Source organism: Rhodococcus sp. (in: high G+C Gram-positive bacteria), assembly GCF_049286785.1.
Taxonomy (GTDB): Bacteria; Actinomycetota; Actinomycetes; order Mycobacteriales; family Mycobacteriaceae; genus Rhodococcus_F.
Genome location: NZ_JBAQEO010000208.1, coordinates 1 through 11,854, shown reverse-complemented (window position 1 = coordinate 11,854; position 11,854 = coordinate 1). Strand labels below are relative to the sequence as shown.

Sequence of the window (11,854 nt, the reverse complement as noted above, 5' to 3'; positions counted from 1 at the left end):
GGAGCGGGTGTCCCGCTGCGCGAACTCCTGCTCGTCCTCTTCACCGCTGCGGTGGTCACCTTTCTCGCCACCGGCGCAGTCCGGCTCTTCGCACTGCGGTTCGGGGCGGTGGCCGTCCCGCGGGACCGCGACGTCCACGTCACCCCGACTCCTCGCCTCGGCGGGGTCGGAATGTACCTCGGAATGCTGGTTGCGCTCCTCTTTGCCCAGCAACTTCCGGCCTTGACCAGGGGTTTCGAATTCACCCAGGACATTCCGGCGGCATTGGTCTCCGGGTTCGTCATCGTGCTGGTCGGGGTGATCGACGACCGATGGGGTCTCGACGCACTCACCAAGTTCGTCGGGCAGGTTACCGCGGCGGGCATCCTCGTCGTGATGGGCGTGAGCTGGTTCATCGTCTATATGCCATTCGGTGCCGGCAGCACCGTGATCCTCGATCAACTCCAGGCGGGCCTTTTCACCGTGGCCGTGGCAGTCGTCATGATCAACGCCATGAACTTCGTCGACGGCCTCGACGGTCTTGCTGCGGGCCTCGGCCTCATTTCGTCACTGGCGATTTGTGTCTTCTCGGTCGGGCTTCTCCACGATCAGGGCGGAGATGTCAGCGTCTATCCGCCCGCCCTGATCGCTGCCGCCCTGGCCGGCGCCTGCCTCGGATTCCTGCCCCACAATTTCCAGCCCGCCCGCATCTTCATGGGCGATTCGGGATCGATGTTGATCGGGCTGATGCTCGCGGCCATCTCGACCAGTGCCTCCGGGCGGATCCCTCTCACCGCATACGGCACCCGGGACCTTCTCGGGCTGCTCTCGCCGCTTCTCCTCGTCGGGGCGGTCATGTTCATTCCGATTCTCGACCTGCTCCTGGCCATAGTCCGGCGCACCCGCGCCGGAGTGAGCCCGTTCAGCCCGGACAAGATGCACCTCCACCACCGTCTGCTGCAGATCGGGCACTCCCACCGCAGAGTGGTCCTCTTGATCTATTTGTGGGTGGGTGTTCTGGCGTTCGGCGCTGTCGGGTCAGCACTGTTCGACCGTCGAGTAGTGGTTCTTCTGGTGGCCGGTGGACTGGTATTTGCCCTGGTGGTCACGGTTGTGCCGTCCATCCGCGGCCAGCAGCAGGACCGTTGACGCCACGCATCCACTACCCTTGGCGACCGTGACGTTCAATGCTGCTCCTGTCCCCGACCAGACCGCCTCGCTCCGGGCCGCCGTCCGCTACGGAGTTCTCGGACTGCTCGTTCTGGCGGTCGTGGGCTCGATCGTCGCAGCGTTGCTGGCCGGAAAGCCGGGTCTCTACGGTGTGCTGCTCGGCGCTGCGGTAGGTGGCGGCTTCATCCTGTTCACAGCGCTCGGGGTTCTGTTCACCGCAAAACTGCCGGCTGTGACCGCAGGTGCGGTGCTGCTCGGGACCTGGCTGTTGAAGATGATTCTCGCGATCGTGGTGCTGGCGGTACTCAAACCCCTCGACTTCTACGATTCGACGGCATTGGTGCTGGTCATGGTGTTGTCGTTGGTGATCGTGCTGGGCGCTGAAACCTTTGGGGTGCTGGCGACGAAGGTGCCTTACGTCGAACCTCGGACACCGGGCGGCGCGGGATCTGCGGAACCCGACCGGTAGTAGTACTACGAGATGTAGTGATAATTGAATTCTCGCTGACCCCGTCTACACAACGTCGTAGATGACTTGATAAGGTCTGGGTCAAGCGAGAGCAATGGCGCCGCGAGTGAGTTGCTTGCCGGTATTGCACGCTGATAGATGACCGCAATTACCAGGGTCATCGAGTCGACGAGAGTCGCCGACACCGACAGACGCGGAACACTGTTTCAGGTTCTCTGCAGCTGACGAATACGCGAGTCGAACTTGTCGACTTGTTTGATCGTCAATGTCCGATCGAACCGCAGTCAACTATGGCTGCGGACCGACTACGGGAGAGAACGCTGAGCGTCATCACTTTGGCCGCTGGAGAATTCCACGCGCCTTCCCTGAACGACTTCTACCCGCCTGCGGTGCTGTTCGAGGGGACTCCGTTCGAACTCGACCGCCTGATGCTGGTTCGCATCCTGCTCTCCGGCCTGATGATGCTGTTCTTCGTCATCGCGATGCGCAGCCCGAAGATCGTGCCCCGCGGCATCCAGAACGCCGGCGAAATAGCACTGGACTTCGTCCGCATCAACATCGCGGAGGACATTCTGGGCAAGGAACAGGGAAAACGCTTCCTTCCAGTCCTCACCACCATCTTCTTCCTGGTGCTCGCCAGTAACCTCGGCAGCGTCATCCCGTTCATCAACATCTCGCCCAACGCTCGTATCGGCATGCCGCTGGTGCTGGCTGCACTCGCGTACGTCGTCTTCAACTACGTGGGCATCAAGAAGTACGGATTCTTCAAGTACGTGAAGAGCAGCATCGTGGTCCCGGGGGTTCCGCTTCCACTGCACTTCCTGCTTGTTCCGATCGAGTTCATCTCGACGTTCATCCTCCGGCCGTTCACGCTCATGGTTCGTCTCATGGCCAACATGCTGGCCGGCCACATCCTGCTGGTGCTGTTCTTCAGCGCCACCCAGTTCTTCTTCTTCACCTCGGGTGGCTTCCAGGCCGTGTTCGGTGTGGCATCACTCGCTGCCGGTATCGCGATGACCTTCTTCGAACTTCTGGTCATCGCGCTGCAGGCTTACGTCTTCGCGCTGCTGACCGCCGTGTACATCGATCTGGCGCTCCACGCGGATTCGCACTAACACCACAGATTTCACGACCAGCTACACCAAGAACTGAGCCTCACGCCGACTCCGGCGGAGGTCAACAGAAAGGGAACGGAACACCATGAGCCTCGCCTACCTTGCTCAGGAAGCTGTCCAGGAGACCAACTCGACGGGCTTCGGAGCCATCGGCTACGGCCTCGCCGCGATCGGCCCCGGCATCGGCGTGGGCATCGTTGTCGGTAAGGCGATCGAGGGCATGGTCCGCCAGCCCGAGATGGCCGGACAGGTCCGTACCACGATGTTCCTCGGTATTGCCTTCACCGAAGCCCTCGCGTTGATCGGCCTCGTCGCCGGCTTCATCTTCTAAGACCGAATCATGGCAACCAACATCGTATTGCTCGCGGCAGAGGAAGAGCATAATCCTCTCCTCCCCGCGACGTATGACATCGTTTGGTCGCTCGTCTGCCTGGCCATCGTCGGTTTCGTCTTCTGGAAGTACGTCCTTCCGATGTTCCAGAAGGTGCTTGCCGAGCGAACCGAGCAGATCGAAGGCGGCATCAAGAAGGCCGAAGAAGCCCAGGCCGAAGCAAAGGCAGCACTCGAGCAGTACCGTGCTCAGCTCGCCGAGGCTCGCACCGAAGCTGCGCAGATCCGTGAGGATGCGCGCACCCAGGGGCAGCAGATCATCGCCGAGATGAAGGCACAGGCTCAGGAAGAAAGCGACCGTATCGTGGCCGCGGGCCACAACCAGCTGGTCGCTCAGCGTCAGCAGATCGTGACCGAACTCCGTGGAGAGCTCGGCCGCACCGCGGTCGATCTTGCAGAGAAGGTCATCGGGGAGTCCCTCTCCGACGACGTCAAGCGGTCCGGCACCATCGACCGTTTCCTGAGTGAGCTCGATACCGTCGGCGCAAATTCCGCAGCAGGGAAGTGAGCACCATGTACGCAGCGAGCCGTGAGGCCTTGACGCAGACCCGGTCTGCGTTGTCTTCGGCCCTGGGGTCCGCCTCCGTCGGAGAGGGCGCAGCGGTCGCAGCCCAGATCGGGGCCGAGCTGTTCTCGGTCATCGAGACCCTGGACGATCAGCGCACTCTGCGCAGTGCTCTGTCGGACACCTCGATGGCGGGAACCGCTCGCGAAGGTCTGGCCGAGCAGGTGTTCGGCGCCAAGGTCTCCGCGGGAACACTCGCTACCCTGAAGGCGGCGGTGGGCCAGGACTGGTCCGCCGTCTCCGACCTGCTCAACTCGCTGGTACTCCTTGGTCGGGAGTCGCTGCTGAAGGCAGCCGCCGATCAGGGACAGCTCGACACGGTCGAGGACGAACTCTTTCGTCTCGGCCGAATCGTGGCGGGAGATGCGCAGCTCGAGCAGGCGCTGTCCGACCGTTCCGTGCCTGCGAAGGGCAAGCGTGACCTGCTCTCGAAATTGCTGTACGGCAAGGTCACTGCGATCACCGAAGCGCTCGCCATTCAGACAGTGGGCCGGTTGAAGAAGTCCGCACCCGCGGATGCCTTCGACGCGCTGTCGAATCTGGCTGCAGCACAACGGGAAACCGTTGTCGCCAAGGTGCGCAGTGCTGCTGCGCTCACCAGCGAGCAGACGGATCGGCTGACCGCCACCCTCGCCCGAACCTATGGCAAGCAGGTGACGGTTCACGTGGTGGTCGATCCTGAACTCCTCAGCGGAATGGTCGTCCGGGTGGGCGACGAGGTGATCGACGGCAGCGCAGCGGGACGTCTCGCAGCGCTCCGGAAGTCCCTCAAGTAGTCCGCAACAGAACACATACCCAGACTCTTTTCGAAGACCAGACACCGAGAGCAGGAAAAACATGGCGGAGCTGACGATCTCCTCCGACGAGATCCGTAGTGCGATCGAGAACTACACCGCGAGCTACTCCCCGGAGGCCTCCCGCGAGGAGGTCGGCCTTGTGACCGACACCAGCGATGGCATCGCGCACGTCAGTGGCTTGCCGTCGGCGATGGCCAACGAACTGCTGGAGTTCCCCGGCGGAATTCTGGGCGTCGCGCTCAACTTGGATGCCACCGAAATCGGTGCCGTCATCCTGGGCGACTACGAGCACATTCAGGAAGGCCAGGAAGTCAAGCGGACCGGCGACGTGCTGTCGGTACCCGTCGGCGACGCCTTCCTCGGCCGTGTCGTGAACCCGCTCGGCCAGCCGATCGACGGCCTCGGCGACATCGAGAGCAACGAGACCCGCGCTCTCGAGCTGCAGGCCGCATCGGTTCTCGAGCGTCAGCCCGTCGAGGAGCCGCTCCAGACCGGCATCAAGGCCATCGACGCCATGACCCCGATCGGACGCGGGCAGCGCCAGCTGATCATCGGCGACCGCAAGACGGGCAAGACGGCAGTCTGCGTCGATGCGATCCTCAACCAGAAGGCCAACTGGGAGTCCGGCGACGAGAAGAAGCAGGTTCGCTGCATCTACGTCGCGATCGGCCAGAAGGGCTCCACCATCGCGGGCGTCAAGGCTGCCCTCGAGGAGCAGGGCGCGATGGAGTACACCACCATCGTCGCCGCCCCGGCCTCGGATTCCGCCGGCTTCAAGTGGCTCGCTCCGTACACCGGCTCCGCGATCGGCCAGCACTGGATGTACCAGGGCAAGCATGTCCTGGTGGTCTTCGACGACCTCACCAAGCAGGCCGAGGCCTACCGTGCGATCTCGCTGCTGCTGCGTCGCCCGCCGGGACGCGAGGCATACCCCGGCGACGTGTTCTACCTGCACTCCCGTCTGCTGGAGCGGTCGGCCAAGCTGTCCGACGCACTCGGCGGCGGTTCGCTGACGGCTCTGCCGATCATCGAGACCAAGGCGAACGACGTCTCCGCGTACATCCCGACCAACGTCATCTCCATCACCGACGGTCAGGTGTTCCTCGAGTCCGACCTGTTCAACAAGGGCGTCCGTCCCGCGATCAACGTCGGTATCTCGGTGTCCCGAGTCGGTGGCGCCGCGCAGACCAAGGGCATGAAGAAGGTTTCCGGTTCGCTTCGTCTGGAGCTTGCTCAGTTCCGTGAGCTCGAGGCGTTCTCCGCGTTCGCCTCGGATCTGGATGCTGCTTCCAAGGCCCAGCTCGAGCGTGGTGCTCGCCTCGTGGAGCTGCTCAAGCAGGATCAGTACAGCCCCATCGCCGTCGAGGACCAGATCGTGTCGATCTACCTCGCCGGTGAAGGCGTGTTCGACAGCGTGCCCGTCGGTGACGTCCGTCGCTTCGAGACCGAGCTCCTCGAGGACCTGCACCGCAACGCATCCGGCGTCTACGAGAACATCAAGGGCGGCAAGGCTCTGGACTCCGAGAACGCTGCTGCGCTGGTCGAGGCCACAAACAAGTTCAAGGAAGGCTTCATCGCATCCGACGGAAGCCGGGTCGTGAACGAAGCCGAGGCCGAAGCCCTTCCCGCTGGCGAGGTGGGCCAGGAAAAGGTCACCGTCAAGCGCACCACCGTCACCAAGTGAGCGCCGTGACCATGACGCTGCGAAACACGAAGGGAGAGTGATCGATCGATGGCAAGCATTCTCGAGCTGAGGTCTCGCATCAAGTCGGTCAACTCGACCAAGAAGATCACGAAGGCCCAGGAGCTGATCGCGACCTCGCGCATCACCAAGGCTCAGGCCCGCGTGGCTGCGTCCAAGCCGTACGCCGAGGAGATCACCAAGGTCCTCACGGAGCTGGCGAGCGCCTCGTCGTCGCTCGATCACCCGTTGCTCAACGAGCGGGCGAACCCGAAGCGCGCCGCAGTACTGGTCGTCACCAGTGACCGGGGTATGTGTGGCGGTTACAACTCCAACGTCCTCAAAGAGGCCGAGGAGCTGTTCTCGCTGCTGCGCAGCGAGGGCAAGGACCCGGTCGTCTATGTGCTCGGTGCCAAGGGCCTCGGCTACTTCACCTTCCGCGACCGCGACCTGGGCGGCGCCTGGACCGGATTCTCACAGGATCCGGGCTATGCAGACGCCGCCAAGGCCAGCCGCCACCTGGTGGATCTCTTCATGGCCGGCTCCGGATCCGAGGTGCCGGCGCCGAACGGCGAAGGCACCATCGAGGGCGTCGACGAGTTGCACATCGTCTACACCAAGTTCGTGTCGATGCTCACCCAGAGCCCCGAGGTCCGGCGGATGGCTCCGCTGGAGGTCACGGTCTCCGAGGAGATCATCGAACTCGGTGAGGACATGCTGTCGAACGGTCACGGACGGTCGAGCACCGAGCCGGTCGCCGGATACAACTTCGAGCCGGAAGCCGACAAGTTGCTCGGCGCCCTGCTGCCGAAGTACATCAGCACCCGCATCTTCGCATCGCTGCTCGATGCCGCGGCGTCGGAGTCGGCCGCCCGTCGTACCGCTATGAAGGCCGCGACGGACAACGCAAACGAACTGGTGGAAACCCTGAGCCGTCAGGCAAACCAGGCTCGCCAGGCCCAGATCACCCAGGAAATCAGCGAGATCGTCGGCGGCGCAAATGCGCTTGCCTCGAGCGCAGGAAGTGACTAAGCAATGACCGCAGCAGTAACCGAAACCAACGGGGCAGGCGCGGACTCGTTCGTGGCCGGCCGCGTCGTGCGGGTCATCGGTCCCGTCGTGGACGTTGAATTCCCGCGTGGCGCTGTTCCTCAACTCTTCAACGCACTGCACGCCGAGATCGCGCTCCCCACGGTGGCCAAGACGCTCACCCTCGAGGTCGCACAGCACCTCGGCGACAACCTGGTGCGCACAGTGTCGATGCAGCCCACCGACGGCCTGATCCGCGGCACCTCGGTGTCCGACACGGGCAAGCCGATCTCGGTTCCCGTCGGCGACGTCGTCAAGGGCCACGTGTTCAACGCCCTCGGCGATTGCCTCGACACCCCCGGCCTCGGTCGGGACGGCGAGCAGTGGGGCATCCACCGCAAGCCACCGGCCTTCGATCAGCTCGAGGGCAAGACCGAGATCCTCGAAACCGGTATCAAGGTCATCGACCTCCTCACCCCGTACGTCAAGGGTGGAAAGATCGGACTGTTCGGTGGTGCCGGTGTCGGCAAGACCGTTCTGATCCAGGAGATGATCACCCGTATCGCGCGTGAGTTCTCCGGTACCTCGGTGTTCGCGGGTGTCGGTGAGCGCACCCGTGAGGGCACCGACCTTCACCTCGAGATGGAAGAGATGGGCGTCCTCCAGGACACCGCCCTTGTCTTCGGTCAGATGGACGAGCCGCCGGGAACGCGTATGCGGGTCGCCCTGTCCGCGCTGACCATGGCGGAGTACTTCCGCGATGTTCAGGGCCAGGACGTGCTTCTGTTCATCGACAACATCTTCCGATTCACCCAGGCAGGTTCCGAGGTGTCGACCCTGCTCGGTCGTATGCCCTCGGCCGTCGGTTACCAGCCGACCCTGGCCGACGAGATGGGTGAGCTGCAGGAGCGGATCACGTCGACCCGCGGCCGTTCGATCACCTCGCTGCAGGCGATCTACGTCCCCGCCGATGACTACACCGACCCGGCGCCCGCTACCACGTTCGCGCACCTCGACGCCACCACCGAGCTTTCGCGTCCGATTTCGCAGATGGGTATCTACCCGGCTGTGGACCCGCTCACCTCCACTTCCCGGATTCTCGAGCCCGGCATCGTCGGCGCCGAGCACTTCCGGGTTGCCAACGAGGTCAAGCGAATCCTGCAGAAGTACAAGGAACTGCAGGACATCATCGCGATCCTCGGTATGGACGAGCTGCAGGAAGAGGACAAGGTCCTCGTCGGCAGGGCCCGCCGCCTGCAGAAGTTCCTCGGCCAGAACTTCATCGTTGCAGAGAAGTTCACCGGTGAGCCCGGTTCTGTGGTGCCGCTGCGCGACACCATCGAGGCGTTCGACCGCGTCTGCAAGGGCGAGCTCGATCACCTGCCCGAGCAGGCGTTCAACAGCTGCGGTGGACTCGACGACGTCGAGGCTGCAGCCAAGAAGATCGCCGGGAAGTAGTCGACGATGGCTGAGATGACCGTGGAACTTGTCGCTGTCGAACGACGGTTGTGGTCTGGTTCGGCGTCTCTCGTCAGTGCGCAGACGACCGAGGGTGAAATCGGTGTCATGCCTGGGCATGAGCCAGTTCTCGGACAGCTCGTCGAAGGTGGCGTGGTCGCGATCACGACCACCGATGGTGAGCGTGTCGTCGCCGCAGTGCACGGCGGATTCCTGTCCGTGACCGCGCAGACAGTCACGATCCTCGCCGAGTCTGCGGACATGGCCGAGGACATCGACGTCGACGCAGCCAAGGCTGTGCTTGCCGAAAACCCGGAGGACCTCGAGGCGATTGCTGTCGCCAAGGGTCAGCTGCGGGCCGTCGAGCGCGCTTAGACTGTACGTGAGAGACCGCGACGGAGCCGACGAACAGTGACTATCGGAATGAGTTTGTTGATCATTCTGGTGGTGCTGCTCGCAGCTTTCGTCGCGGTCTTTCTGTATCGACTGTCAGTTCTGCGCCGCGGTGGTACCGCGGCGATCCTCCGCGTGACGCCTGCCGTGGGGGACACCGGATGGCGTCACGGCGTCATCCGATATGGCGAAGGTTCACTCGTCTTCTACAAACTGTCCAGCCTGCGCCCCGGCCCCGATTCCAGAATCGAACGGCAGGGCATCGAGGTCGAGTGCCGACGGAAACCCGTCGGGTCCGAATTCGACATCATGAGCCACGAAATAGTCATCCTGTCGGTCAAGGACCGGGACAAGGGCTATGAAATCGCGCTCGATGCGGGAGCGGCGACCGCATTCCTGTCCTGGGTCGAGTCACGACCCTCCGGCCGATCGGTTCGGGGCCGCCGCCTCTGATCAGGCTCTGCCCGCTCCCGGCCGCCAAAGCACGTCTCCTCCGGGATTCGCCAGTCTGCCAATGATGAAGAGCAGGTCGGATAGCCGGTTGAGGTACTTCGCCGGCAGTGCGCCGGTGTCCTCCGGGTGCGCGTCGACCGCCGCCCAGGCAGACCGCTCAGCCCGCCGTGTCACGGTCCGGGCCACGTGCAGCAGGGCGCCCAATACGGTTCCACCGGGAAGAATGAAAGAATTCAGTGGTTCGAGTTGTTCGTTCAACTCGTCGCACCATGCTTCGAGGCGATCGATGTAGTCATCGGTGATCCGCAGCGGCGGGTACTTGGGCTCGTCGACAACGGGAGTGGAAAGATCCGCGCCTGCATCGAACAAATCATTCTGGATCTGGCGCAGGATCGCCGTGATCTCTTTCGGCGGATCGCCCAGCGCCAAGGCGACGCCGATTGCAGCGTTCGCTTCGTCGCAGTCCGCATAAGCGATCAGTCGTGGATCATTCTTCGATACACGGGAGAAATCGCTGAGTCCCGTCGTCCCGTCGTCGCCGGTACGGGTGTAGATCTTCGTGAGATGAACGGCCATACGGGTTACGGTACCGGCCTCCGTGGTCGACCTCTCTGGCTCTAGGCTGTTGTCTGTGAGCGAACGCTTTCTTGTCACCGGCGGTAACCGCCTCGAGGGTGAAGTGTCTGTGGGGGGCGCGAAGAACAGCGTTCTGAAGCTGATGGCGGCTGCGTTGCTGGCCGAGGGCACGACGGTTGTCACCAATTGTCCCGACATCCTCGATGTCCCCCTGATGGCCGAAGTTCTGCGCGGCCTCGGTTGTGACGTGGAACTCGAGGGTTCCGTTGTCCGCATCACTACCCCGGCGGAACCGAAGCATCATGCGGATTTCGCTGCGGTGCGCCAGTTTCGCGCCTCGGTGTGCGTTCTCGGACCGTTGGTTGCGCGATGCCGGCGGGCCGTGGTTGCGCTTCCCGGTGGTGACGCGATCGGGTCGAGACCACTCGACATGCACCAGTCCGGTCTGCGGTTGCTCGGTGCGCACAGCACCATCGAGCATGGTTGTGTCGTTGCTGAGGCGGACGATCTGCACGGCGCGAACATCAGACTCGCCTTTCCGTCGGTGGGTGCTACCGAGAACATTTTGATGGCCGCTGTTCTTGCGAACGGCGAGACCGTGATCGACAACGCGGCTCGTGAGCCGGAGATCGTCGATCTGTGCAACATGCTGAATCAGATGGGTGCAAAGGTTCGCGGTGCCGGCACGTCCACCTTGACGATTCACGGTGTCACCAAACTCGAGCCGACCACTCACCGTGTCATCGGCGACCGCATCGTGGCGGCGACGTGGGGGATCGCCGCCTCGATGACTCGCGGCGACGTGAGGGTTCGCGGAGTCAACCCCAAACACCTCGGTCTGGTCCTGGACAAGCTTCGGGTGGCAGGTGCCGAGGTCACCGTCGAGGCGGACGGATTCCGGGTTGTCCAGAGGGAGCGGCCGACAGCGGTCAACTTCGCCACGCTGCCTTACCCGGGGTTCCCCACCGATCTTCAGCCGATGGCTATCGGTCTTGCCGCGATTGCGGAGGGCACCTCGATGATCACCGAAAACGTCTTCGAGGCACGGTTTCGCTTTGTCGAGGAGATGATCCGGCTGGGTGCCGATGCACGTACCGATGGTCACCACGCGGTGATTCGCGGGATCCCGCTGCTGTCGAGCGCGCCGGTCTGGTCCTCGGATATCAGGGCGGGTGCCGGCCTTGTCCTGGCAGGTCTCGTCGCCGACGGGGTGACCGAAGTGCACGACGTTTTTCACATCGATCGTGGTTACCCGTACTTCGTCGAGATTCTTCAGAATCTGGGGGGACAGATCGAACGGGTGGGTAGCGAGTCTTGACTCTCGAGCCACGTCCACCTCTGGGTAAGCCCGAGAGCCCGCGGTGTGGTGTCGCGCATCACAGCGCCGAGGGGGAGTGTCGATATCGCCGAGGGGGAGCGGCGCCCCGGGTTGACCAGCGGGAACGCCGGGATCGGACGCGCTGACCTGGCGGTTTGGCAAGGGGTTTGCTTTCGCGTAACTTATTCCAAGTCAGAGCGACACGGACACCAACCCCGGCTGCAAGGTCGGGGACACGAGGTTGGACGTAGGGCGCCTGGTAATCCGGAGTCACAGTGGCTTGTATGGTTGTGCTTCGTCCCGGTTTTTTTGGTTCGGCTCGCTGGTTTGCGCTGGTGTGGTTGATCGGATAGACTGGGAGAGTTGCCCCGGATCGGCTGGTGTGTGTTGCTGGTGGTGATGGTGTGTGCGTGTTCTTTGAGAACTCAACAGTGTGTCGATGAATGTCAGTGCCAAATTTT

General features: G+C 63.1%; 14 protein-coding genes. 12 read left to right on the top strand and 2 right to left on the bottom strand.

The features are described from left to right. From WAW17_RS08800 to WAW17_RS08750, 11 genes are all read left to right on the top strand, one after another. On the top strand, positions 1-1,128 hold a 1,128-nt coding region (locus WAW17_RS08800), incomplete at its 5' end, for a glycosyltransferase family 4 protein (RefSeq protein ID WP_422332599.1). 19 nt (positions 1,129-1,147) lie between these two features. Next, positions 1,148-1,618 carry a hypothetical protein gene (locus WAW17_RS08795; RefSeq protein ID WP_422332598.1) on the top strand — a complete coding sequence of 157 codons (471 nt, stop codon included), beginning with the start codon at positions 1,148-1,150 and terminating at the stop codon, positions 1,616-1,618. Between the two features lie 290 nt (positions 1,619-1,908). Further along, complete coding sequence (atpB, locus tag WAW17_RS08790) at positions 1,909-2,733, top strand: F0F1 ATP synthase subunit A (protein ID WP_422332597.1); 825 nt, start codon at positions 1,909-1,911, stop codon at positions 2,731-2,733. A gap of 85 nt (positions 2,734-2,818) precedes the next feature. Beyond that, on the top strand, positions 2,819-3,064 hold the full coding sequence (locus WAW17_RS08785) for an ATP synthase F0 subunit C (protein WP_005252955.1): 246 nt from the start codon (positions 2,819-2,821) through the stop codon (positions 3,062-3,064). A 9-nt stretch (positions 3,065-3,073) separates the two neighbouring features. Further along, a complete protein-coding gene (locus WAW17_RS08780) occupies positions 3,074-3,631 on the top strand; it encodes a F0F1 ATP synthase subunit B (protein WP_422332596.1) in 558 nt (185 codons plus the stop codon). Between the two features lie 5 nt (positions 3,632-3,636). Further along, positions 3,637-4,464 (top strand): F0F1 ATP synthase subunit delta, encoded by an 828-nt coding sequence (locus WAW17_RS08775; RefSeq protein WP_422332600.1) that lies wholly within the window; start codon positions 3,637-3,639, stop codon positions 4,462-4,464. A gap of 61 nt (positions 4,465-4,525) precedes the next feature. Next, on the top strand, positions 4,526-6,169 hold the full coding sequence (atpA, locus tag WAW17_RS08770) for a F0F1 ATP synthase subunit alpha (protein WP_422332595.1): 1,644 nt from the start codon (positions 4,526-4,528) through the stop codon (positions 6,167-6,169). Between the two features lie 48 nt (positions 6,170-6,217). After that, positions 6,218-7,198 carry a F0F1 ATP synthase subunit gamma gene (locus tag WAW17_RS08765; RefSeq protein ID WP_422332594.1) on the top strand — a complete coding sequence of 327 codons (981 nt, stop codon included), beginning with the start codon at positions 6,218-6,220 and terminating at the stop codon, positions 7,196-7,198. Between the two features lie 3 nt (positions 7,199-7,201). Then, complete coding sequence (gene atpD / locus WAW17_RS08760; protein ID WP_422332593.1) at positions 7,202-8,653, top strand: F0F1 ATP synthase subunit beta; 1,452 nt, start codon at positions 7,202-7,204, stop codon at positions 8,651-8,653. A 6-nt stretch (positions 8,654-8,659) separates the two neighbouring features. Then, entirely contained in the window at positions 8,660-9,028 is a 369-nt protein-coding gene (locus WAW17_RS08755; protein ID WP_422332592.1) for a F0F1 ATP synthase subunit epsilon, read from the top strand. Between the two features lie 48 nt (positions 9,029-9,076). Continuing rightward, entirely contained in the window at positions 9,077-9,499 is a 423-nt protein-coding gene (locus WAW17_RS08750; protein ID WP_422332591.1) for a DUF2550 domain-containing protein, read from the top strand. Here WAW17_RS08750 and WAW17_RS08745 read toward each other — a convergent pair whose 3' ends face one another. Further along, the gene (locus tag WAW17_RS08745; RefSeq protein ID WP_422332590.1) at positions 9,500-10,075 is read right to left on the bottom strand and encodes a cob(I)yrinic acid a,c-diamide adenosyltransferase; all 576 of its coding nucleotides are present in this window, start codon (positions 10,073-10,075) and stop codon (positions 9,500-9,502) included. Positions 10,076-10,130: 55 nt separating this feature from the next. Here WAW17_RS08745 and murA point away from each other — a divergent pair, with 55 nt between their 5' ends. Continuing rightward, positions 10,131-11,393 carry a UDP-N-acetylglucosamine 1-carboxyvinyltransferase gene (gene murA / locus WAW17_RS08740; RefSeq protein WP_422332589.1) on the top strand — a complete coding sequence of 421 codons (1,263 nt, stop codon included), beginning with the start codon at positions 10,131-10,133 and terminating at the stop codon, positions 11,391-11,393. Between the two features lie 270 nt (positions 11,394-11,663). Here murA and WAW17_RS08735 read toward each other — a convergent pair. After that, positions 11,664-11,854 (bottom strand): hypothetical protein (locus WAW17_RS08735; RefSeq protein ID WP_422332588.1); only part of this gene is annotated, 191 nt, incomplete at its 5' end.

What these genes read in the sequence shown, in the direction of transcription:
- atpB (WP_422332597.1), top strand. Translation starts at nt 1,909, where the DNA reads ATGGCTGCGGACCGACTACGGGAGAGAACGCTGAGCGTCATCACTTTG.
- WAW17_RS08785 (WP_005252955.1), top strand. Translation starts at nt 2,819, where the DNA reads ATGAGCCTCGCCTACCTTGCTCAGGAAGCTGTCCAGGAGACCAACTCG.
- WAW17_RS08780 (WP_422332596.1), top strand. Translation starts at nt 3,074, where the DNA reads ATGGCAACCAACATCGTATTGCTCGCGGCAGAGGAAGAGCATAATCCT.
- WAW17_RS08775 (WP_422332600.1), top strand. Translation starts at nt 3,637, where the DNA reads ATGTACGCAGCGAGCCGTGAGGCCTTGACGCAGACCCGGTCTGCGTTG.
- atpA (WP_422332595.1), top strand. Translation starts at nt 4,526, where the DNA reads ATGGCGGAGCTGACGATCTCCTCCGACGAGATCCGTAGTGCGATCGAG.
- WAW17_RS08765 (WP_422332594.1), top strand. Translation starts at nt 6,218, where the DNA reads ATGGCAAGCATTCTCGAGCTGAGGTCTCGCATCAAGTCGGTCAACTCG.
- atpD (WP_422332593.1), top strand. Translation starts at nt 7,202, where the DNA reads ATGACCGCAGCAGTAACCGAAACCAACGGGGCAGGCGCGGACTCGTTC.
- WAW17_RS08755 (WP_422332592.1), top strand. Translation starts at nt 8,660, where the DNA reads ATGGCTGAGATGACCGTGGAACTTGTCGCTGTCGAACGACGGTTGTGG.
- WAW17_RS08750 (WP_422332591.1), top strand. Translation starts at nt 9,077, where the DNA reads ATGAGTTTGTTGATCATTCTGGTGGTGCTGCTCGCAGCTTTCGTCGCG.
- WAW17_RS08745 (WP_422332590.1), bottom strand. Translation starts at nt 10,075, where the DNA reads ATGGCCGTTCATCTCACGAAGATCTACACCCGTACCGGCGACGACGGG.